Origin of the sequence: Aquimarina spinulae, assembly GCF_943373825.1 — a bacterium.
In the GTDB taxonomy this organism is placed as follows: Bacteria; Bacteroidota; Bacteroidia; order Flavobacteriales; family Flavobacteriaceae; genus Aquimarina; species Aquimarina spinulae.
In genome coordinates, this window is sequence record NZ_CALSBP010000001.1 from 1,126,467 (window position 1) to 1,148,960 (window position 22,494).

Here is a 22,494-nt window from a genome sequence, read left to right on the forward strand (position 1 = left end):
TTAACGTTTGCTAAAAAAATATGCCAATACCTTATTTTATAGGCATTGGCATATTTATAAAAAAGTTAAAACCGTTACATTATTAACTCACGGCTTCTTTAATTCTTTTGATCGCTTCTTTGATTTCTTCTGTACTAGCAGCATATGATATTCTAATACAATTGCTATTTCCAAAAGCAATACCTGTTACTGTGGCAACGTTCGCTTCTTCTAATAAGAACATTGAAAAATCTGTAGCATTTTCGATGGCGTGTCCTTGTAATGTTTTACCAAAGTAATATGAAATGTCAGGAAAAACATAAAATGCTCCTTCTGGTTCATTACATTCGAACCCAGGAATCTCAGATAACAGGCCTAGTATTAGTTTTCTTCGCTCTTTAAACTCATCAACCATATACTGGATTTTACTAACCGGAGCTTCAAGAGCAGTAATTACAGCACGTTGGGCAATACAATTCGCTCCACTAGTTACCTGACCCTGCATTTTATTACATGCTCGGGCAATAGAAGCAGGTGCTCCAATATATCCTATTCGCCATCCTGTCATAGCAAAGGCTTTAGCAACCCCATTAACAGTTACCGTTCTGTTGTACATATCCTCAAATTGTGCCATAGAAGCATGACTACCAACATAATTAATATGCTCATATATTTCATCACTTACTACTATAATATTAGGGTATTTCTGTAGTACATCAGCCAGAGCTCTTAGTTCTTCTTTACTATAAATAGATCCACTTGGGTTACAAGGAGAGCTATACCATAGCATTTTGGTTTTTGGTGTAATCGCTTTTTCGAGCTGTTCGGCGGTTATTTTAAAATCCGTATCAATAGAAGTTTTTACTTCAACAGGAACTCCTCCAGAAAGTTTTACAATATCACTATAACTTACCCAGTAAGGACATGGTAGAATTACTTCATCCCCCGGGTTAATGTATACTTGAGCAACATTATAAAGAGATTGTTTTGCTCCGGTAGAAACAACTATTTGAGAATGATCATAAGTAAGACCATTATCACGTTTAAATTTAGTAATAATTGCATCTTTCAACGCTACATATCCATCAACTGGTGTGTATGAATTGTAGTTGTCATTTACAGCTTGTATAGCAGCTTCTTTAATAAAATCCGGAGTGTTAAAATCTGGTTCTCCAAGACTAAGACCGATAATATCCTTCCCTTCGGCTCTTAGTTCACGTGCTTTTGCAGCCATTGCTAATGTAGCTGATGCTTTAAGCGCATTGATTTTGTCTGATAATTGTATGCTCATTTCTGATACTTGTGTGCTCATTTTATCTGGTAAATAAAAATTATGATTGTATGGCAGGCTTCATCCCCATTTCTTTAAGGTGTTTAAAATGGGCTATAATAGCTTTGCGTGTGGTTTTGTACTCGTTATATGGTAAATTAAACTCTAAAGCTGTTTGTTTTACAATTTTAGAGATTTTAGTATAATGAATATGGCTTATATGAGGGAAAATGTGGTGTTCTACCTGATGATTTAAACCGCCAGTAAACCAATTTACTAACCTGTTTTTTGTAGAAAAATTAACTGTAGTAAATAACTGATGTACGGCCCAGGTGTTTTTCATGGTTCCTGTACTATCGGGTACTGGCATTTGTGCTTCTTCTACCATATGTGCTAATTGAAATACTACACTTAATATTAATCCTGCAACATAATGCATTATAAAAAATCCTATTAAGATTTTCCACCATGCGATAGACATAATGATCATAGGAATTACAATCCAGATCAAAAGATAAATAATTTTGGTTATTACTACAGTACTCCATTGTTTTAATGGGCTAGGTAATTTACCGTAAGAAAGCTTACGAGCAAGATAGTTTTTAGTTTGCTTAAAATCTGTGGTCAACGCCCAGTTAAAAGTTAGTAAACCATAAAGAAATATAGAGTAATAATGCTGAAACTTATGAAAACGTCTCCATTTTGAATGTTTTGTAAAACGAATTACCCGACCGGCATCCATATCTTCATCATGGCCATGAATATTCGTATATGTATGGTGTAAAACATTATGTTGTACCTGCCAGTTGTATACATTGCCTGCCAGAATATACATACTGCCTCCCATTAGTTTATTGATCCATTTTTTTGAGGAATATGAGCCATGATTACCGTCATGCATTACATTCATACCCACGCCAGCCATTCCTACTCCCATTACTATTGTGAGTAGTAGCATCCACCATTGCGAAATGTTAAGGGTAAGAATTAAAAAATAAGGAGTTAGAAAAAGAGAAAACATAACGATGGTTTTAATGTGTAATCGCCAGTTTCCTGTTCGTTTAATATTGTTGTCTTTAAAATATTGATTTACACGTTTATTCAATGTTTTAAAAAATTTAGCAGAATCTTCTCTACTAAAACGTATGTTTGGTGCAGTCATGAGCATTGAGGTTTATGATCAAACGATATTGATCATAATTATATTGGGTAAAGTTAGGTATTTAAATTTTTTTAAGTTCCTAAAAAGAAGTAAAATATCTCATCTTAAGGTGTATTTTTGTGCTTTAATTACTATTTGATGGATATTCTACAAAAATACTTTCAGAACATAACTGAAGAACAAAGATTACAGTTCTCTAAACTTGGAGATTTATATACAGAATGGAATGCTAAAATTAATGTGATCTCTCGTAAAGATATTGAATCTTTGTATGAGCGCCATATTTTACATTCTTTAGGAGTCGCGAAAATTCTAGAGTTTAAACCAGGAGCACATGTGCTGGATGTGGGTACAGGTGGTGGTTTTCCTGGGATTCCGTTAGCGATTTTATTTCCCGAGACTCAGTTTTATTTGGTTGATGTTATTGCCAAAAAGATCAGAGTGGTTAATGAAGTGGCAAAAGCATTAGATGTACATAATATTAAAGCAGAGCAGCGAAGAGCAGGTACTTTTGATCATCGTTTTGATTTTATAGTAAGTCGTGCAGTAACTAATATGCCTGATTTTGTAAAGTGGGTACGAAAAAATATTGCCAAAAAAAACAATCACGAATTGCAAAACGGAATTTTATACCTTAAAGGAGGTGATCTTACCGAGGAACTAGCTTTGTTTCCTAAAGCAATACAACACAATCTTTCTGATTATTTTGAAGAGGAATTTTTTGAAACAAAAAAAGTGGTGTATTTACCGCTGAAGTATAAAGTATAAAGAAAAAGGAGTTTTAAACGAATCAAAAACTCCTTTTTTGACAATTGTTTTAACTATTTATTATTAATAATCTGTATACCCTACTTCACCAGGAGTGTAGAAAGTGTCCATAATAGGTTGGGTTAAAGCAGTGTTATTTTTTAATTTTTCAATAAGATTAGGATTTGATATGTATGGTCTTCCTATATAAGCAAGATCACTTCCTTTGTCCAATACAGCTTGAGCTTCTTCTGCGGTATTTATATTTCCTCCTGTGATAATTGTTCCTTTAAAAATATTCTTAAGTGTCGTAACAATATCTGTAGGGAAATCTGGTGCTCCCATACCGCGATGATCTACGATGTGAATATATGCTATATTAAGTTTTGACAACTCTGCTGCTAAGTAGCTATACATTTCTACTAAATCATCATATGTACCTTGCATATCGTTAAAAACACCATAAGGAGAGATTCGTATACCTATTTTATTTGCGCCAATAGCATCAATGGTTCTTTGTGTTAATTCTAATAAGAAACGAGTTCTGTTTTTATAAGAACCTCCGTACTCGTCGTTACGAACATTAGATGCTGGATTTAAAAATTGATCAAGTAAGTAACCATTTGCACTATGAAGCTCTATTCCGTCGACCCCTGCTGATACTAAATTGGTTGCCGCTTGTATGTATTCGTTTTGAGTTTTTTGTATTTGTTCTATAGACATAGCTTCAGGAATAGCATAAGGACTAATTCCTGATAAGTCGGTGTGAATTTCTCCACTTAACTGTATGCTTGATGGGGCTATAGCCTTTTCGCCTTCTGGTAAATTTGGAGTCGCAGAAGCTCTTCCGCAATGCATTAATTGTACAAAAATTTTACTGTCTTTGTTATGTACTTTTGAAGCAATATTTTTCCACCCTTCAATTTGAGCATTGGTAAAAGCTCCGGGAATTCTTGCGTACCCTAATCCATTAGGAGATGGCGAAGTTCCTTCGGTTATAATTAAGCCTGCATTAGAACGTTGTTCATAATACAATGCCATAATATCATTTGGGATATTTTTGATTGCTCTATTACGGGTCATAGGAGCCATGACAATATGGTTTTTTAAAGTAATTGAGCCTAAGGAATATGGTTGAAAAATTTTCATTTTGTATATTTTTTGTATTAAAAGTTTATAAAAGTAATTATTAATAGTTTCTAAAAGAAACATTTGTATTTTTGTATTCTAAAAAATGGTAACCTCGATGTAACTAATGGAGATTGTTTAACCAAAAATTAAGAATTATGAGCAGGAAATTAATTCATAATCCAAATCATTGTCCAATGATTCACGCAACGAATATTATAGGAAATAAATGGGCACCTATTATTATTTATGTTTTAGGAGAACGTAAGTTAAGATTTGGGCAATTAACGGTTTTTGTAGAAGGAATTAGCAGAAAAGTGTTAACAGAACAACTTAAAGAATTAGAACAAAAAGAGGTTGTGAAGCGCGAATCATTTGCAGAAGTTCCCCCCAGAGTCGAATATTCTTTAACAGAAAGGGGGAAGGAATTGTTGCCTATATTAAGTCAATTGTGTGTTTGGGGATCTGGGGTTAATACTGGTAAAGAAGATGAAAAAAATATTGAAGTAAAAAAGAGTGTTTGATTTGTAAGTTAAAACCTTATACATTCATTTTTTTTGAAGAAAGGATAATGTATATATCTTTAAAATATATGCATTAATTTATGTCCTTTAGATTAACTCGCATCTCAATAAGATGCTTTTTAAAACCAACTTTTTCATAAGCTCGTATAGCTCTTGGATTTTGATCATAAACGGTAAGGCGTATTTCTTCTAGATTTTTACTTGCAAACCAATCACATAGGTATTTTATAATTTCCTGGCTAACGCCTTTTCCTCTATGTTGATCTTTTACATACATAAAACCGATATAGCCCAATTGTTTTTGTTTAAAGAAGTTTTTTCGGTCACGTATTTGCCCATAGCCACTTCCAACAATTTCTCCTTCAATCTCGGCAACAACAACCTCTGTGTGATCAGATAAAACATAATCCTTAACACTATAATAGCTTATTTTTTTATCCTGTATCAATGTAGGATCCATTGGGCGCTCTGCCTCAATGATTTTTTGTTCAAAATCCAAAAGAATAGGTAGATCTTCTATTATAGCTGTTCTTATAATCATACTGGGTTGCGATATGTTGTTTTTTTGTTTAGAGGAAAAGATACATGTATTATTTAAATCTACCAATTCGGAATTTTGGCAAGGGGTTTGTAATCTTCGGTCCAGTTTTTTTCTCCTACTTTTTTTAATCCTAGTTTAGCAATCCAATAAGGTAATTTTGAAAGTTTTTCGCGCTTTTGATTGCGTGCTCTGGTCCAGTCTATACGATTACTCCTATTTTTTGAAAATGTAGAGGCCATGGTGTTCCAATCGTTATTTTTTAATAAGCCAGATAATACAATAGCATCCTCAAGAGCTAAAGCACCACCTTGTGCCATAAAAGGAGGCATCCCGTGGGCTGCATCTCCTATGAGAACAACTCTGCCACTGCCCATAACCGGTAGTTTAGGAAGCTCTTCTAGGTCATTCCAATAGGCGTCATCAGGATTCCATTCGTTAAGAATTTCGGGAACCGGAGAAGCAAATTTTTTAAAAGGCTCCATATATTGCCTTTTGTCATATGTTTTAAAACCTTTTGTTTTTCTATTTACATAACAATATGCCGAATTCTTATCGACAGGGATAATAAGAAATTGCCCTACAGAACTTATAAATAAAGTCCAAGAATTGATATCTTTTGGCTTTTTAATGATAAAACGACATACTTGAGTAGTTACTTTTCTTAATGGGATATCTCCCAAAACCAGGTTTCGGGTTTTAGAGTATAATCCGTCTGCGCCGATAACCAGATCATACTCTTCTTTAGAGCCATTTGATAGTTCTATTGCTACAGAATTTGGATTTGCTTTTAAATTTTTAATAGTAGTGTTAAAAGAGATATCAATAGTATTTAATCCATCAATAAGAATGTCATGAAGTGCTTTTCTTTTTATGCCCAGACACGGTTTTTCTCGTTCCCATATTTTTTCGAGATCCAAATCGAGTATCGCTTCTGCTTTGGCGTTCTTTATATTGCGATAATCTATAATAAACCCTTTCTCTCTTGCGGTAGCAGCAAGTCCTATTTTGTCTAAAGCAACAACTCCGTTAGAAGGTAAATATAATCCGGTTCCGGATATTTGCCATTCAGGCTGTTTTTCAATTATCTTGATGTAATACCCTTGATTTTGAAGTACTCTTGCAGTTGCAAGGCCGGCAATACCTCCTCCTACAATTACTATTTTTTTCATATTAAGTTGGTGTGTGATTTTGAGTAAATTTAGAGGTTTTAAGTGGTATGCCCAAACAAAAAAAAGTGCCATTTGGCACTTTTTTTATATATAATTTGTTGAGATTATTCTCCCAAAAATGGATATCTGTAATCTGCTGGAGAAACAAATGTTTCTTTGATCATGCGAGGTGATACCCAACGTAATAAGTTGAGGTATGAACCTGCTTTATCATTTGTTCCCGAAGCTCTGGCTCCACCAAAAGGTTGTTGTCCAACAACTGCTCCTGTACATTTATCATTGATATAGAAGTTACCGGCACAGTTTTCTAATGCTTTAGTTGCTTCTGCAGCCGCATAGCGATCTGTAGAGAAAATTGCTCCAGTTAAAGCATATTCACTGGTTCCGTCAACCAGTTCTAATGTTTCAGCCCATTGATTGTCTTCATAAACATATATTGTAATAACAGGACCAAATAATTCTGTACACATTGTAGTGTATTTTGGATCTTTAGCTACTATTACAGTTGGCTCAATAAAATATCCTTTGGATTTATCATACCCACCACCAGCTATAATTTCTGCATCTGCATCATTTTTTACCTGATCTATATATTTAGCAAGCTTGTCAAATGATCCTTCGTGTATCACTGCAGTAATAAAGTTACTCATATCCTCTGGGGATCCCATTTTAAAAGACTTGACATCTTCTTTTAGATATTTTTCTACATCTGCCCATAAACTCTTTGGGATATAAGCTCTGGATGCTGCACTACATTTTTGCCCTTGAAACTCAAATGCTCCACGAGAAATACCAGTAGCAACTTGTTTTGCATTTGCACTAGGATGTGCCATGATAAAATCTTTACCACCTGTTTCTCCTACAATTCTTGGATAGGTTTTATAGTTATGAATATTAGTGCCTATTTTTGCCCAAATATCTTTAAATACATGAGTACTTCCTGTAAAATGTATTCCTGCAAAATCAGGACTAGCTAAAACAGTATCTGTAATCATGACAGGATCTCCATATACAACATTGATCACACCATCTGGTACACCAGCTTCTTTAAAAATATCTACAATAACTTTTGCAGAATAGATCTGACTATCACTTGGTTTCCATACTACAGTATTTCCCATTAGTGCGGCACTGGCAGGAAGATTTCCTGAAATCGCAGTGAAGTTAAAAGGAGTAATTGCATATACAAATCCTTCTAATGGTCTGTATTCTAATCTGTTCCAAGCACCAGATGTAGAATCTGGTTGATCTTCATATATCTGAGTCATATATTCTACGTTAAAACGTAAGAAATCTATAAACTCACATGCAGCATCAATTTCTGCCTGAAAAATATTTTTAGACTGCGCAAGCATAGTAGCTGCATTAATCTTTGCACGGTATGGTCCTGCAATAAGTTCTGCAGCTCTTAAAAATACAGCAGCACGTTGTTCCCACGCTAAGTCAGCCCATTGCTTTCTGGCTTCAAGTGCGGTATCAATTGCTTTTTGCACATGTTGCTTTTCTGCCTTGTGATAAGTCCCCAGATTATGCTGATGATCGTGTGGAGGCGACATCGTAGCAGTGTCACCTGTTCTTATTTCTTCACCATTAATATATAAAGGTACGTCTACGGTAGTATTATACATTGCGGCATACGCTGCTAGAACTTCTTCTCTTTCCGGTGTTCCGGGAGCATATGACTTTATAGGTTCGTTTATTGCAGTAGGAACTTGAAAAAAACCTTTTCCCATGATGTAATGTGTTAATTTAAATTAGTAAGATGTATTTATCTAATGAATTTGTTATTTAAGATAGCAAAGATAGAAAATTATATAGGCTAAAATCTATTTTAACCTTTTATACCAAAAAAATCTGTAAAATGCTCGAATTCATATTTTCTTCTTCATGTTTTTAGGGTTATGTTCACCTTTTGTATTGCAGGCTATTTTAGAATAATCAAAGGGTGATATGAAAAGTTACTTCTTCATTTGACATCTAAAGATATAGAGTATGTATTTTTTTTGTAAGTTGTGAGATATTTAGCCGACCCAAAATTTATGTGTACAGTTACCTTAGTCCCAACTCAAGAAAATAATTTTATACTAACCTCTAATCGTGATGAGGCGGTAAATCGAAAAACACTATTTCCTGAATTTTATCAGGTAAATAAAACCAGGATGCTGTTTCCTAAAGATGCAGTTGCTGGTGGCACCTGGATTGGTGTTAGTGATAAAAATACTATGATTTGCTTGCTTAATGGCGGGTTCGAAATTCATGAAAGATCGTCGTCATATAGACAGAGTAGAGGAGTTGTTGTGAGAGATTTATTGGGAGCCGATGATTTAGAGAAGGCAATTCATGCATATAATTATAAAGGGGTAGAGCCTTTTACAATTGTAGCTGCAAATTGGCAATCTGATCTTTTGCTTTTTGAACTAGTTTGGGATGGACAACAAAAACATCTTAGGAGATTAGAAAAGAAAACCCATATATGGTCATCTTCTACTTTGTATACTAAAGATATGAAAGCAACACGTAAAAAGTGGTTTGCTTCTCATGAAAACCAGAATGTACTATCTCCGAGAACACTTTTAGATTTTCATAAGAATGCAGGAGTAGGAGATAAGGATGTTGATCTTCAAATAGATAGAGGGTTCTTGAAAACCAGAAGCATTACTCAAGTTGTAAAGAATGAAGAAGAACTTTCTATGCGATACGAAAATCTGCAAAATAAAGAAGTAAGCACTGTTGTTTTTGAAGCTATAACAGCTTAAGAAAACTATCTAAATTTATGCAAAATTGAATTATACAGGTAAAATAATTTCACTTGCTTATCCTGATACATTTGTAAAACACTCAGATGAACCTTCGACCAAAGTACTTTTGGCACTGGGATTAGGAAAACATAGTTATATTAAAGCCGGGCATGCTGCTTTTGTTCTAATTGAAAACAAAACAGGCCAGGCCGAATACTATGATTTTGGAAGATATATTACTCCGCAAGGGTATGGCAGGGTAAGAAGTGCCGTTACCGATGTAGAATTGCTTATTCCGTTTAAAGCTATTATTACACCCGAGAAAAAATTAGGTAATATAGAGGAGTTTTTACTTTGGTTAGAAGCAAATCCTGATAAAACACATGGTGATGGCCGATTAGTTGCATCGGTATGTGACTATATTTATTATGAGGAGGCAAGAGATTATGTGTTATCTGTTCAGGAGAAAGGAAGTATTCCTTATAAAGCTTTTGGAAAAGAAGGAAGCAATTGTTCCCGAATTGTTACCGATACGATTTTGGCAAGTACAGATTATGCTAAAATCAGAAAACCATTATTGCGTAATAAACTATTTACACCTAGCCCTCTGGGAAATGTAGAAAAAGCAGCCATAGGTAATCCGATTTATCAAGTAGAACAAGGGAGGTTGCATGTGTATCCGGGATCTGTTTTTAAAGAAAACCTTACTAATTATTTTGATAAAAATATACCCGAAACCAAACATAATCATACAGTGAGTCCGAAAGAAGTTTTGAAAAATGCTCATTTTCTTTCGGGTACTGGTAGTAGTGCGTATTTTGTATTAAATAAATCTTTAGAAAAAGATCTATTCGAGATTAGGAGATATACAGAATGTGGTAAAGAGGATTTTAAGGGACTCTTTGCTGTAGTAGAGGGGTATTTTAATATCTTAAAGAAATATCGTTTTGTATATGATTCTAATTGTAAGCACTGCCATGTAGAGCAAAACGGAAAGAAGATCAGGTTCGAATTGATAAAAAGAATTGTTAATTAAGTGCAAAAGGTGCGCTTAATTTGAAGCCAGGAATCATGACTTTAAATTTTCTGGTAGATGTAAAATTAACCATATTGTAGTGCCCTTTCATTGCTCCAAAAGGTGAACTAAGTAAGCAGCCGCTATTATACGTATGGGACTCACCAGGTTTTAAAACAGGTTTTTTACCAATTACACCTTCTCCTTCTACAATTTCAGTATTATTTAAAGCATCTTTGATTTCCCAGAAACGAGAAGTAAGTTGTACAGAATCTTTACTTTGATTTTCTATAGTAATTCGATAACCAAAGGCAAAGTGAATCTTATAGTTCTTATAGAACGTACCTTCAAAAGTCGTATCCACCGAAATTTTTATTCCTCTGGTAATTTGCTGTACCATATCAAAATATAAACACCGATCCTATTATAGTTAATATAGAACCTATGCCTGCTAAGATAAAAAATAATACGTTCACAAGCAGAAATTTAACAATTGTTTTGACTCTTCCTTGGTTATAAAATTTTCGCATAGCTTTATATAGGTAAAATAAGAAAACAAGCATTGCAATCCCAAAAAGAGTATTAATGTTGGTGATTTTCGCAATCAAAATTGATAACCCTATGACGATAAAAAACATGGTTTGAGTGTGAAATATAAATACAAGATGCTCCATATAATTAAAAGGTCTTCTAATGTATATGAGCCAAATGCTTAAGGCGAAAAAAGGAAGAAAGAAGAATATAATGAAGGGTAATTTATTAAATATGAATTCAAAGAATTCTTGCCCGTAATTCTCTTCTATTGATTTGGTTTTTAAAACTCTATGGTAGATGTATTTGTTGTATTGGTTTTTCTCATGTTTTAACTCTGATAAAGCTCTATAAGTAGATTTCTCTTCTGTTTTGTCATAGTAATCTTCATACATAGACCATAGTTTAAAGCCTCTTTTAAAAAAACCAATACTATCAATCTGTTCTTGCGAATAATAGGTGACTTCTTCTGGGTTGGTTAGGCTGTCATTTAGTAAAGGAAGTCCCTCAGCTTTTAGAATTCCTTCACTAATTTTTTCTTTGTCAGATTTAGAAATACCTTTAGTTGCTAATATTTGATCATTAATTTTCTGCGTTAATGAATCATCCATTTTGATGCTTTTTTTGATCTCGGTAATAGCATCTTTCCCGAAGTTGGCTTTATCTTCAACTTCTGTCCTAAAACCATCAAAATCAATAAATAAACCGTTAATGATAAAAAAGATGATAGAAACACTAAGGTAAAACCGAAATGGATTTGCGTATTTTACTCTTTTGCCTTGGGTGTATTCTTTAGAGATTTTTCCAGGCTTAAAAAGTAATGCAATAATAGTGTGTCTTAAACGAGAATCATAAGAAAAGATACTGGCAAAAAACTCATTAAAAAAATCCTTAAGTGATAATCTCTTATTGGTGTTAATTTGCCCACAATTATGACAATATCGATCAATAACATCTAATGGTACACCGCAATTAAGACATTCGCTACCGCGATACTCTTTTAAGAATCTTCCCGTTTCCTTCATTTTTAGTTGATAGTATTTTCCTTGTGAGGCTAAAAGTAATAATATTTTGTTGTAACATAAAAGTTCTGGATTATTATGATCTTTTTATGTATGAAGTAAGATGAAGAAGATGGTTTAAAAAAAATAAATAATCCCTTAAAATTTAAGGGATTATTTATTTTTTTTAAACCTTGGGTTTTATTTATTTTAAAATAAGCTTTTTGGTTATGGTTTTAGTATCTGATTTAACCGATACAAAATACATTCCAGATGGTAAATTGTTTAATTCTATTTTGTTTGCAGACATTTTACCGCGCCTTACTGTTTGACCTGCTTTATTAACGATTCTGTATGTAGACCCATTAAAATTATTCATTTTGATTATAATGAAATCTTTTGCAGGAATTGGGTGAATAACAATGTCAGAGCTTTCTAAATCTGTTTTCACATCTCTATTAAAGTTATGCATTGCAACATTACCTACACAGAAGTTTTTAGTATCTTCAAAAGTAAATGATCCTCCAGAAGCTAGTACTGCACCAGACGCACTATTGGTTAGTTCGTAAGAACCGTTACCAACACTACAGCAAATACCATCACCATATGTATCTTTAAATACTAACGTATAACATCCTGCATCCAGCGTTTTGGTTATATTAAGGGTAGAACCATCAGGTTGAGATGGGTATGTTCCTCCAGAATGTACTACCTGATTGTTACTATCTTTAATCTCCCAGCTTGTTTCTTCAGGGTAGTTATCAAAAGTAATACGCAGTTTTACATCATACGTAGCAGATGCTCCTGCAGTGGTTACATTTAAAGTATTACTTGCTGTAGATTCGTTTCCTGCTGCATCTTTAGCTTTTACCGTAAATTGGTATGCTGTGTTAGCGGTTAATCCAGTAATATTTCTTGTAGTTGCAGTTACCGATCCAAGATTAGTAGATCCTTGATACACATCATATCCAGTTACACCTACATTATCGGTAGCAGCGTTCCATGATAGGGTAAGAGTTGTTTGTGCCATATTAGAAGCTGCTAATCCAGTTGGAGCAGAAGGAGCTTGAGTATCGCCACCAGTAGATCCTCCGATCACTACTGTGTAGTCTTCTACTTCACCATAATTAAATGATTCACAAGGGCCGGGAATGGTATTGTATCTCATAGATACTCTCATTCTTGTACTTCCATCTTTTGCACTTGAAGGTACAGTAAAGTTACCACTTACCGGCGTTGTTTGTGACGCAGCATTGGTCCATACTTGTTCTCCTGTATCGGCAAAATCTCCATCTTGATTATAATCAATCCATACAGAGTATCCTTCATTATATTTAGTTCCTGTCCAAGTAGGAGTAATGGTAATGGTATTGGCATTACCTTTAGATAGGTTAGTAGATTCAGCAGTAAAATCACTATATCCACCACTTGCTCCAGTTGATGTTTTATTGATGGTTCCTAATTTTACATTACTGATATATTCATCATTTACACTTTGGCCATTAGATGGACAGTAGTTAAGTTGTACATCTGTAGTTGTAAAGTTTACAGAAGCACTATAATTAGAAGTTGTTCCATCGGCACACTTACTTCTTACCTGTACTTCATAGGCAGTAGATGGGTTTAATCCAGAAATCACTTTAGAAGTTCCGTTTTCGGCAGAAGTTGTCCAGTTTGTTGTTCCGGTTTGCCTGTATCTTACATCATAAGTTGCACCAGCTACAGCAGTCCATCCTATAGTAGCAGTGTCTACTCCTACAGCCGAAGAAGATACTCCTGTAGGTACAGTTGCTGTGCATGAGGTACTTGATGAGTTGCTCCATGAAGCAGTGTTTTTAGCATTTATGGCCCCTGCTTTAGAAAAATTACCACCCACAAATATATCTTTTTTATCTGCAGAGAATGTAATGGAGTTTATAGTTATATCTACGCCAACATTGGTATTTGTTCCCAAAGCTTTCCATCCAGTATTATCGTTCCATTGTGCAATGTTATTTACGATCTTGTTGGTATTTCCTTCAGAAGCTGTAGTAAAAGCCCCGGCAGCATATAAATGAGTTCCGTCATGAAGTAATGAACGAACATTATTGCTAACTCCATTACCCAGTTTTGACCAGCTTTTGGATGCAATGTTCCATTTGGCAATTCTATTTACAGTTGTATTTCCTGCAAGAGCAAAATTTCCACCAATATAGACAGCAGTTGAGGTCGTTGTTATAGCTTCAACAAATCCACTAGTTCCATCACCCAATGTTCCCCAATTAGATCCGTTCCATGTTGCAATTCTTTTGGCCGTATTACCTCCGGCTTCATCAAAATTACCTCCTGCATATAGAGTTCCATCGCTTCCTATTGCTAGGGACCTAATCTCATTATTAGTTCCTGACTTTTGATTTGTTACATCTTTTAAGGCAGACCATTGACTGCCATCCCATTTAGCAATATTTCTTACTGTAGTTCCATTAATGGTTTTAAATACTCCACCAACAAAAACATTATTGTTGTTATTGGTTTCTATTGCAGCAACTGTTCCATCAATTCCAGAACCTAAAGCTGACCATTGTGACCCGTTCCATACTGCAATATTATTGGCACTAATTCCACCAATTTCGGTAAAAACTCCACCTGCATAAAGATTTCCGTTTGGAGCAATTTTTAATGTGTTAATACCGCCGTTTGCCCCACTGCCCAGAGTAGACCAACCTGTATTTTTATTCCATACAGCAATATTATTAGCATTTATGGCTCCTGCTTTACTAAAATTGCCACCGTGGTATATATTTCCATTAGAATCTGATGCTATTGCTTGCACAACTCCGTTAACTCCTTGGCTTAGCGGGGTCCAAGATCCGATTCCATTTACTGCAGTACCTGGAGGTGAAGTATTTCCATCAACAAGTTTGTATATTTTAGCATTGTTCCCATAACTACTAAAATATAATTCTCCTTCTGTGTCCAGACCAAAAGAAGAGATGTATAATCCATTGGTTTTAAATAATAATTCACTAGAAGTATTTCCTGTAGAGGGATTATAATTTAATGCCCAAACTCTACCACTTACATAATCACCAAAAATATATTTTGAATTGATATCAGGGTTTAAACTAGTAATTTTAGAGCCTCTATAGACATAGCCTCCAGTAATTGATACATCTCCCTGGTTTTGGCTATAATTGAATACGGGAGACTCTACTGGGCCTGAGATAATTACATTGCTATTGGCTACAGAGGTGCCTTCGAATCTACTCCAGCCATAATTTTTACCATTTTTGATAATATTAATTTCTTCAAATGCATTTTGCCCTACATCTGCTCCCCACATTCTTCCTGTAGGTTTATCAAAAGAAAATTTCCAGGTATTTCTAATCCCATAAGCATAGATTTCATCTAACCCATCAGTTCCTACAAATGGATTATCGCTTGGAATTTCATAATTACCATTCGGTAAAATTGGGTTGCTTTCTACCGGGTTATTTCCGTCAAGATCAACATCAATACGGCAAATGCTACCAAATACAGTGTTTTTGTTTTGTCCGTTAAGTTTAGGATCATTTGCTCCACCACCATCTCCAAAAGAGATGTAAAGATAAGAATCTGGGCCAAACCCTATTTTTCCTCCATTATGGTTGCTGTTGTCTTGATTTTTGTCAAATTGGAAGAGTATGAGTTCACTATTTGGATCTGCAAGATTAGGATTGTCTGCTCTAACTGAAAAACGTGATAGTACCATTCGTGTAGAAATTCCAGAAACAGGACTGTTTTTAGTATAGTATACATAGAAATAGCCGTTACTACTATAATTAGGATGAAAAGCAAAACCTAAAAGGCCTAATTCTTGACCGTTAGAGAATTGAACACGATCTGTAATGTTAAGAAAGGTGTTTACCTGCGATGAGGTTACATTTTCATTTTTCGGGAATACTTTAATTTTTCCGTTTTGTTCTACAACAAACATTCGATCTGATCCATTGTTTATACATTGAATTTCTACAGGAAATTCAAAGCTAATGTTAGGGAAAATAGATTTGTAAGTGATTTGTGAATGAGTATAATCGCAGATAAATAGCAAGATTATAATAAATAGATGAATTTTAAGTAAAGTTTTCATTATGAGTGGTTTTAAGAGAGTTATAATAATGTAAACAATAAAAAAACTGATTTTATTGTATGGTTTAATTTGGTTGTATTTAATAAATCACATAGAATTAGTGTGCGACCAAGGATTAGTATGTGTAGTAGTGAAATCTGTTGGAGATGCTGTCTAAAATATGTTGCTTCTGATTAATTGTTCAGGAGACCGCTATTGTTTTTAATTGTCTTTTAGGAGATGGGATATAGCGTTGGTGAATCTTTTAGAAAAAATAAAGTTTATAGACAAATTGACTTAGTAATAAATTAGATTTCTTTTGACGTTATAGAGTAAAAAGAATCTAAGAAATCTAAAAAATGAATGCAATTATCCTAATTTGTAATAGTAGCAGAGTTCCCTGTTCCTTTTCCGATAACCCTATCGTAGCGTGCTCCAGGAGCCCTATAATAAGGTATTACGGTATATTCATTTTCGGTTTCATCAAAATTACCACTAATAAAACCTGGATCTATGGTTCCGTCTGGTCTTAAGAGGACATATTTGTAATTGTAAAACCCCTGTTTAAAAATGCTTTTGTTGAAGTATCCACCGCTTTCTTTATCGTATTGAAGCAGTGTTGATTTATCAAGAGTATAGTTGTTGAAATTGCCATAAAGGTGAATTTCTCCCCCTTCCAGAGGTTCGTAGCATTCTAATGAAAAGTGCATCCATACATAATCTGCTTCGACATTATTATTTTCGGCATCCAGGTTTCTGATCACAAAATTACCATTGATATCGGGATTGTATGTGTATCTTCGATTAGCTCTAACTCGATTAGAGTACAGGTAGTTGTGATAGATGTCTTTTAGTTCTATGCTTCGTGTGCTCACTGTAGATGCTCTAATGTCTTTACTGTCAAAAAATAGAAATTCATTTCCTGCCCAAAAACTAGACTCCTGATCATATTTGTATACTAGACTATTAGCAATGGTGAATTGAGGAACCAAATTAGTAATCGCATTTTTGAGATCGTTATTTTGCATCACCAAAGTTTTTACTGTTTTTCGAGGGTTTCTTAAAATTTCATTTGGTGAGTTTATTTCGAATTGAACAGATTGTTTGGTGTCTATATGTTTGAGATCTCTAGATCTTTTTGTATATACTTTTACAGATGTTAAAGGTTCGTAGACAATAAATTTTCTAGAGAATACAACTTCATCATCTTCATCGTATATTTCTATGAGGTAGTTTCCGCTTACTTTAAGCCTTCTGGTGTCTTCATTAGGAATACTTAGGCTGTAATGGCTATACATCTGTAGTGTATTAAAAGAATTTTCATAGGTTACAATTCTAATTTCATCAAAACCGTCCAGATATTCATTTTTATATAAAGAAGAAGGTGTCCAGTCAAAGTTATAATGACTTATTCTATAATAATAATCAGATTCATCACCATTAATATCATCAAAAGTGATTCTAAAAGGATCTCCGAGTTTAAGTATAGGTACTCCAGAGAATTTTGCGCCTGTTAGTAGTTGGATTGTTTTAATGTGATCGGCAGTATTGACTTCGTTTACAGTAGATTGACCAAAAAAGGTGTAAGGAGCAACAATCTGCAGTAGTAGAAGTAGTAGGGATGATTTAAATCTTAGTGACATCATATAAAGAATTACGGGTATAAATATAAGCAAAATGTGTGCCTAAAGAATAAAGAGTGTTTTTTTGAGTCGCAGATCATTATTTAGAAGCATTATAAATAATATCTTATAACAAAACCAGCTTTCACTTACGTGTTTTAATTAGTAAATTTGCACGATTTTTTTAGTTAATTAACATAGACTACAAATATGTCAAAAGACATTCGTATCAGAAAAGGCTTAGACATTAAGCTTGTTGGCGAAGCAGAGAAAGTTACTGTAGATGCCATAAGAAGTAATGTTTACGCAATTAGGCCTGACGATTTTCACGGTATAGTACCAAAGGTTGTTGCTAAACAAGGTACAGAAGTTAAAGCCGGCGAACCACTTTTTTATTCAAAATCTAATGAAAAAATGCTTTTTCCTTCTCCTATAAGCGGAGAGGTAATAGAGATTGTACGTGGTGCCAAAAGAAAGATTTTAGCTTTTAAGATTCTTGGAGACAAAGAACAGAAACATGCAGACTTTGGTGCAAAGGATGTGAATTCTATGAGTGGGGACGACATTAAAACCCACCTTTTAGCATCAGGTTGCTGGCCATTTATTAAACAACGCCCATATGATGTAATTGCTAATCCTGATATAACTCCAAAAGCTATTTTTGTTTCAGGATATACAACTGCTCCTTTGGCAGCAGATAGTGATTATGTATTAGAAGGAAAAGAAAAAGAACTTCAAGCTGCAGTTACTGCTTTAAGCAAATTAACTGAAGGTAAAGTGCATATTTCTGTTGGTAAAAATGGAAATTCACCACTATCTGGCCTAGAGAATAGTACAATTCATAATGTTTCGGGGCCTCACCCTGCAGGAAATGTGAGTGTACAAATAGCCAAAATAGATCCTATTAATAAAGGAGAAACAGTTTGGGTAGTAAATCCACAAGATCTAGTCGTTATTGGAGAATTGTTATTAACTGGGAAATTTAATGCAGAAAGAACCATAGCTTTGGCTGGGTCGTCTGTTAAAACTCCTAAATATTTTAAAACTAAAATCGGAGCCGAAGTATCGTCTGTAGTATATGCTTCTGGAGTACATGATGAAGGAAATATTAGAGTGATTAGCGGAGATGTACTTACCGGAGAAAATGTAAAACCAGATGGTTACCTTGGATATTATCATAATACCATAACAGTTATTCCCGAAGGAGATGATTATGAACTTTTTGGATGGAATAAACCTATTTTTAATAAGATTTCACCTTCTAGAGCACTTACTTTTTCCTGGTTGTTTCCTAACAAAAAGTATGAGCTTACCACCAATACAAATGGTGAACACAGAGCTTTTGTAGTTACAGGAAATTATGAAAATGTATTTCCACTAGATATTTATCCGCTACAATTACTTAAAGCATGTGTGGTAAATGACTTAGATGCAATGGAACAATTAGGAATGTATGAGGTAGCTCCAGAAGATTTTGCTCTTACAGAGTTTATATGTGTTTCTAAACAACCACATCAACAAATTATAAGAGAAGGGTTAGACTTAATGTTAAAAGAAATAGGATAGTGCTATGGGATTAAAAGATAAATTACATAAACTAAAACTTAAGTATAAAGACAAAAAGATTGCCCCTGCATTTAATGCAATTCATACGTTTTTATATTTACCTAATGAGACCACACATTCTGGTGCTCATGTTCGTGGTGCAGATGATTTGAAACGTACCATGAATACTGTAATCATGGCTTTAGTACCATGTTTGATATTTGGAATGTTTAATGCTGGATATCAGCATCACTTAGCAGCAGGAGAGATAGAAGCCGTAACTAATGGTTTTTTTAGTTCAGGGTTTTGGTCTTTGGATAATCTTACAGTAGGATTATGGAAAGTATTACCACTAGTAATTATTTCTTATGGAGTAGGACTTGCTGTAGAAGTTTTGTTTGCAGTTATTAAAAAACATGAAGTAGAAGAAGGATATCTTGTAACAGGGATGCTAGTTCCTTTAATTGTACCGGTAGATACTCCATTATGGATGTTAGCTGTTGCAGTTATTTTTGGAGTTGTGATTGGTAAAGAAGTATTTGGAGGAACAGGGATGAATATTCTAAACCCTGCCCTTACCATTAGAGCATTCTTATTCTTTGCATATCCAACCTGGATGTCGGGTGATAAGGTATGGGTGCATGGTGCAGTAGAAAGAGCAAACGAAATAGCAGGAGGAGCAGAACTTGATGCAATGTCTGGAGAAACTGTTCTAGGTGCTTTAGCTCAAGGAAAAGAACTTACCTATTCAGTTTCGGATATGTTTTTAGGATTTATACCAGGTTCGGTAGGAGAGACCTCTGCAATATTAATTTTGTTAGCCGGGTTATTCTTAATCTTTACAAAGATAGGAAGCTGGAGAATTATGGTAAGTGCCGTATTAGGTGCTTTGGTAATGGGATTAATCTTTAATGGAGTAGTAAGTGCAGAATGGATTAATGAAGGAAGTAAGTTTTATAGCCTTATGAGTACAGAATTCTGGCATCATTTAATTATTGGTGGATTTGCTTTTGGGGTTGTTTTTATGGCAACCGATCCGGTAACAGCATCGCAAACTAATAAAGGAAAATGGATTTATGGATTCCTGATTGGATTTATCTCAATACTTATTCGAGTGTTTAATCCTGCATATCCAGAAGGAGTAATGCTAGCAATTCTATTAATGAACGTATTTGCTCCAACTATTGATCACTATGTGGTTCAGGGTAATATCAAGAAAAGAATGAAACGTTTAAAACTAAAAACGGCTTAATCATGGCGATGAATACAGATAAAAATTCATACACGATCATATTTGCCATTGCAATGGTAGTTGTGGTTGGTTCATTATTGGCATTTACTGCATCTTCATTGAAAGGAAGAATAGATGCTAATAAGCGTACAGAAAAACAGCAGAATATTTTGTTTGCAATGGGTATTGCAGATACCGAAGATCCTAATGAATTTGTGCCTGCAGAAAAAGCACAGGAGTTGTTCGATAAATATGTTGGTGATGAGCAATATATCATTACTGGTAGTTCTGCAGAGAAAACAAGTGATGCTTTTAGTATAGAAGTGAAAAAGGAAAATGATAAAGTAAAGCAGGATCCTAATTATGAAAGAAAACTTCCTTTGTTTATAGGTAAGAAAGACGGAGAAGAGTTTTATGTAGTTCCTATGAGGGGTAATGGTCTTTGGGATGCAATTTGGGGTTATGTCTCTTTAGATAAAGAGTTTAAAACCGTAAAAGGAGCATTTTTTGACCATAAAGGAGAAACTCCAGGATTAGGAGCTAATATTAAAGAAGCGTATTTTAGAGATGATTTTATAGGAGAAAGTATATTAGATGCATCTGGAAACTATAAAGGAATTACTGTAAAAAAAGGAAATGCAGATCCTAAAAATGAAGATAAAAGTGATAATGAAGTAGATGCCATGGCAGGAGCAACAATAACAGGAGATGGTGTTACAGCAATGGTAAAGAAGGGAATAAAGATGTATCAACCTTATTTCGAAACTTTAAAAAAATAACAAATGGCTGAAGTAACAGAAGAAAAAGTTAAAGTAAAAGAGCCTAAAGAGCCTTTGTTTTCAAAGAAAAACAAGAAATTACTAACAGACCCTCTTGCCGATAATAACCCAATTACTATTCAGGTATTAGGAATATGTTCTGCTTTGGCGATTACTGCACAATTGAAACCTTCAATTGTAATGGCAATTTCGGTAATCTTTGTATTAGGAATAGGTAATGTGGTTATTTCTTTGATGAGAAATATCATCCCTTCAAAAATTAGAATTATTGTTCAGCTAGTAGTAGTGGCAGCTTTGGTGATCATAGTAGATCAAGTCCTTAAAGCATTTGCCTATACCTTAAGTAAAGAACTTTCTGTATTTATAGGATTGATTATTACCAATTGTATTATCATGGGACGTTTTGAAGCATTTGCTTTGGGTAACGGGCCTTGGAAATCTTTTCTTGATGGAATTGGTAATGCAGCCGGTTATGGAGTGCTATTGATTATAGTAGCTTTCTTTAGAGAGTTATTAGGATCAGGTACCTTGTTTGGTGCTAAAGTATTAGGAGATCCTATAGAAAAAACAGGATTATATGCTTTGGGATATGAAAATAATGGATTTATGGTATTGGCCCCAATGGCATTAATTACAGTAGGAATCATTATCTGGATTCAAAGAAGTAGAAATAAAGCATTAATAGAAGATCATTAAAATAAAGAGACATGGAATATTTAGAATTATTTTTAAAATCGATCTTCATAGATAATATGGTATTTGCATTCTTCTTAGGGATGTGTTCATACCTTGCTGTATCTAAAAAAGTGTCTACTGCAGTAGGACTAGGTGCTGCAGTAATATTTGTATTGGCAATTACAGTCCCATTAAACTTTTTATTAGATAAGTATATTCTTAGAGAAGGTGCTCTAGTATGGTTAGGACCAGAATATGCAGATTATGACTTAAGTTTTTTAACCTTTATATTGTTTATTGCTACGATTGCAACTATGGTACAATTGGTAGAGATAATAGTTGAGAAATTTTCACCATCATTATATAATTCTTTAGGTATATTTTTACCATTAATTGCAGTAAACTGTGCAATTCTTGGAGGATCATTATTTATGCAACAAAAAGAATTTGCAACGATTTCCCATGCAGCCGTATATGGTATAGGATCTGGTATAGGATGGTTTTTAGCTATTCTTGCTATCGCAGCAATCCGTGAAAAAATTAGATACTCTAATGTACCAGCTCCTTTACGAGGATTAGGAATTACATTTATTCTTACAGGATTAATGGCAATTGGTTTTATGAGTTTCGGAGGAATGTTAACAGGAGGGGATGAAGAAGAAAAGAAAGAACCTAAAGCTGTTCAGGTTGAAAAAAAAGAGACTACAAAAGAAGTAGCCGAAAATACTAACGTTACAATACTTAAATAAT

Annotated in this window: 19 protein-coding genes; 9 read left to right on the plus strand and 10 right to left on the minus strand. The window is 34.2% G+C overall.

Translation table 11 applies throughout. The features are described 5' to 3' along the window. Window positions 1-82: 82 nt before the first annotated feature. Window positions 83-1,270, minus strand: coding sequence for a pyridoxal phosphate-dependent aminotransferase (locus tag NNH57_RS04905; RefSeq protein WP_074408596.1), 1,188 nt, complete (start codon window positions 1,268-1,270; stop codon window positions 83-85). Window positions 1,271-1,310: 40 nt separating this feature from the next. Continuing rightward, on the minus strand, window positions 1,311-2,411 hold the full coding sequence (locus NNH57_RS04910) for a fatty acid desaturase family protein (RefSeq protein ID WP_074408403.1): 1,101 nt from the start codon (window positions 2,409-2,411) through the stop codon (window positions 1,311-1,313). A gap of 138 nt (window positions 2,412-2,549) precedes the next feature. On the opposite strand from NNH57_RS04910, the gene rsmG reads away from it, so the two are divergent. Further along, window positions 2,550-3,179: a 16S rRNA (guanine(527)-N(7))-methyltransferase RsmG gene (rsmG, locus tag NNH57_RS04915; RefSeq protein WP_108808364.1), complete on the plus strand. Its 630-nt coding sequence runs from the start codon at window positions 2,550-2,552 to the stop codon at window positions 3,177-3,179. A gap of 63 nt (window positions 3,180-3,242) precedes the next feature. Here the strand turns inward: rsmG and NNH57_RS04920 are convergent, their stop codons facing one another. Continuing rightward, window positions 3,243-4,307 (minus strand): alkene reductase, encoded by a 1,065-nt coding sequence (locus NNH57_RS04920; RefSeq protein WP_074408595.1) that lies wholly within the window; start codon window positions 4,305-4,307, stop codon window positions 3,243-3,245. Between the two features lie 137 nt (window positions 4,308-4,444). Between NNH57_RS04920 and NNH57_RS04925 the strand changes: the two genes are divergently transcribed. Beyond that, complete coding sequence (locus NNH57_RS04925) at window positions 4,445-4,810, plus strand: winged helix-turn-helix transcriptional regulator (RefSeq protein ID WP_074408594.1); 366 nt, start codon at window positions 4,445-4,447, stop codon at window positions 4,808-4,810. Between the two features lie 73 nt (window positions 4,811-4,883). Here NNH57_RS04925 and NNH57_RS04930 read toward each other — a convergent pair whose 3' ends face one another. The 3 genes from NNH57_RS04930 to pruA all read right to left on the minus strand — a co-directional run bounded on the left by NNH57_RS04930 (window position 4,884) and on the right by pruA (window position 8,253). After that, complete coding sequence (locus NNH57_RS04930; RefSeq protein WP_108808365.1) at window positions 4,884-5,351, minus strand: GNAT family N-acetyltransferase; 468 nt, start codon at window positions 5,349-5,351, stop codon at window positions 4,884-4,886. Window positions 5,352-5,410: 59 nt separating this feature from the next. After that, window positions 5,411-6,520 carry an FAD-dependent monooxygenase gene (locus tag NNH57_RS04935; protein WP_159099261.1) on the minus strand — a complete coding sequence of 370 codons (1,110 nt, stop codon included), beginning with the start codon at window positions 6,518-6,520 and terminating at the stop codon, window positions 5,411-5,413. Between the two features lie 104 nt (window positions 6,521-6,624). After that, window positions 6,625-8,253 (minus strand): L-glutamate gamma-semialdehyde dehydrogenase, encoded by a 1,629-nt coding sequence (gene pruA, locus NNH57_RS04940; RefSeq protein ID WP_074408399.1) that lies wholly within the window; start codon window positions 8,251-8,253, stop codon window positions 6,625-6,627. 306 nt (window positions 8,254-8,559) lie between these two features. Between pruA and NNH57_RS04945 the strand changes: the two genes are divergently transcribed. Beyond that, window positions 8,560-9,276, plus strand: coding sequence for an NRDE family protein (locus NNH57_RS04945; RefSeq protein WP_074408398.1), 717 nt, complete (start codon window positions 8,560-8,562; stop codon window positions 9,274-9,276). Window positions 9,277-9,301: 25 nt separating this feature from the next. After that, complete coding sequence (locus NNH57_RS04950) at window positions 9,302-10,294, plus strand: DUF6695 family protein (protein WP_108808367.1); 993 nt, start codon at window positions 9,302-9,304, stop codon at window positions 10,292-10,294. Here NNH57_RS04950 and apaG read toward each other — a convergent pair. The 4 genes from apaG to NNH57_RS04970 form a co-directional block, all read right to left on the minus strand. Next, on the minus strand, window positions 10,287-10,673 hold the full coding sequence (gene apaG, locus NNH57_RS04955) for a Co2+/Mg2+ efflux protein ApaG (protein ID WP_025664977.1): 387 nt from the start codon (window positions 10,671-10,673) through the stop codon (window positions 10,287-10,289). The genes NNH57_RS04950 and apaG overlap by 8 nt on opposite strands. Window position 10,674: 1 nt before the next feature. Next, window positions 10,675-11,829 (minus strand): DUF3667 domain-containing protein, encoded by a 1,155-nt coding sequence (locus NNH57_RS04960; RefSeq protein WP_108808368.1) that lies wholly within the window; start codon window positions 11,827-11,829, stop codon window positions 10,675-10,677. 181 nt (window positions 11,830-12,010) lie between these two features. Then, window positions 12,011-15,913 carry a PQQ-dependent sugar dehydrogenase gene (locus NNH57_RS04965; RefSeq protein WP_108808369.1) on the minus strand — a complete coding sequence of 1,301 codons (3,903 nt, stop codon included), beginning with the start codon at window positions 15,911-15,913 and terminating at the stop codon, window positions 12,011-12,013. 353 nt (window positions 15,914-16,266) lie between these two features. Further along, window positions 16,267-17,535, minus strand: coding sequence for a type IX secretion system plug protein (locus NNH57_RS04970; RefSeq protein WP_074408394.1), 1,269 nt, complete (start codon window positions 17,533-17,535; stop codon window positions 16,267-16,269). 189 nt (window positions 17,536-17,724) lie between these two features. On the opposite strand from NNH57_RS04970, the gene NNH57_RS04975 reads away from it, so the two are divergent. The 5 genes from NNH57_RS04975 to nqrE are packed head-to-tail and all read left to right on the plus strand — an operon-like array spanning window position 17,725 to window position 22,493. Further along, the gene (locus NNH57_RS04975; protein ID WP_074408393.1) at window positions 17,725-19,080 is read left to right on the plus strand and encodes a Na(+)-translocating NADH-quinone reductase subunit A; all 1,356 of its coding nucleotides are present in this window, start codon (window positions 17,725-17,727) and stop codon (window positions 19,078-19,080) included. A 4-nt stretch (window positions 19,081-19,084) separates the two neighbouring features. Beyond that, complete coding sequence (locus tag NNH57_RS04980; protein ID WP_074408392.1) at window positions 19,085-20,311, plus strand: NADH:ubiquinone reductase (Na(+)-transporting) subunit B; 1,227 nt, start codon at window positions 19,085-19,087, stop codon at window positions 20,309-20,311. A gap of 2 nt (window positions 20,312-20,313) precedes the next feature. Next, window positions 20,314-21,069, plus strand: coding sequence for a Na(+)-translocating NADH-quinone reductase subunit C (locus NNH57_RS04985; protein ID WP_074408391.1), 756 nt, complete (start codon window positions 20,314-20,316; stop codon window positions 21,067-21,069). Window positions 21,070-21,072: 3 nt separating this feature from the next. Then, window positions 21,073-21,765 carry an NADH:ubiquinone reductase (Na(+)-transporting) subunit D gene (locus NNH57_RS04990; protein WP_051476030.1) on the plus strand — a complete coding sequence of 231 codons (693 nt, stop codon included), beginning with the start codon at window positions 21,073-21,075 and terminating at the stop codon, window positions 21,763-21,765. Window positions 21,766-21,776: 11 nt separating this feature from the next. Further along, a complete protein-coding gene (gene nqrE, locus NNH57_RS04995; RefSeq protein WP_025664970.1) occupies window positions 21,777-22,493 on the plus strand; it encodes an NADH:ubiquinone reductase (Na(+)-transporting) subunit E in 717 nt (238 codons plus the stop codon). The last annotated feature ends 1 nt before the right edge of the window (window position 22,494 follow it).

Coding starts and splice junctions, on each gene's coding strand:
- NNH57_RS04905 (WP_074408596.1), bottom strand. CDS start 1,270: ATGAGCATACAATTATCAGACAAAATCAATGCGCTTAAAGCATCAGCT.
- NNH57_RS04910 (WP_074408403.1), bottom strand. CDS start 2,411: ATGACTGCACCAAACATACGTTTTAGTAGAGAAGATTCTGCTAAATTT.
- rsmG (WP_108808364.1), top strand. CDS start 2,550: ATGGATATTCTACAAAAATACTTTCAGAACATAACTGAAGAACAAAGA.
- NNH57_RS04920 (WP_074408595.1), bottom strand. CDS start 4,307: ATGAAAATTTTTCAACCATATTCCTTAGGCTCAATTACTTTAAAAAAC.
- NNH57_RS04925 (WP_074408594.1), top strand. CDS start 4,445: ATGAGCAGGAAATTAATTCATAATCCAAATCATTGTCCAATGATTCAC.
- NNH57_RS04930 (WP_108808365.1), bottom strand. CDS start 5,351: ATGATTATAAGAACAGCTATAATAGAAGATCTACCTATTCTTTTGGAT.
- NNH57_RS04935 (WP_159099261.1), bottom strand. CDS start 6,520: ATGAAAAAAATAGTAATTGTAGGAGGAGGTATTGCCGGCCTTGCAACT.
- pruA (WP_074408399.1), bottom strand. CDS start 8,253: ATGGGAAAAGGTTTTTTTCAAGTTCCTACTGCAATAAACGAACCTATA.
- NNH57_RS04945 (WP_074408398.1), top strand. CDS start 8,560: ATGTGTACAGTTACCTTAGTCCCAACTCAAGAAAATAATTTTATACTA.
- apaG (WP_025664977.1), bottom strand. CDS start 10,673: ATGGTACAGCAAATTACCAGAGGAATAAAAATTTCGGTGGATACGACT.
- NNH57_RS04960 (WP_108808368.1), bottom strand. CDS start 11,829: ATGAAGGAAACGGGAAGATTCTTAAAAGAGTATCGCGGTAGCGAATGT.
- NNH57_RS04965 (WP_108808369.1), bottom strand. CDS start 15,913: ATGAAAACTTTACTTAAAATTCATCTATTTATTATAATCTTGCTATTT.
- NNH57_RS04970 (WP_074408394.1), bottom strand. CDS start 17,535: ATGTCACTAAGATTTAAATCATCCCTACTACTTCTACTACTGCAGATT.
- NNH57_RS04975 (WP_074408393.1), top strand. CDS start 17,725: ATGTCAAAAGACATTCGTATCAGAAAAGGCTTAGACATTAAGCTTGTT.
- NNH57_RS04980 (WP_074408392.1), top strand. CDS start 19,085: ATGGGATTAAAAGATAAATTACATAAACTAAAACTTAAGTATAAAGAC.
- NNH57_RS04985 (WP_074408391.1), top strand. CDS start 20,314: ATGGCGATGAATACAGATAAAAATTCATACACGATCATATTTGCCATT.
- NNH57_RS04990 (WP_051476030.1), top strand. CDS start 21,073: ATGGCTGAAGTAACAGAAGAAAAAGTTAAAGTAAAAGAGCCTAAAGAG.
- nqrE (WP_025664970.1), top strand. CDS start 21,777: ATGGAATATTTAGAATTATTTTTAAAATCGATCTTCATAGATAATATG.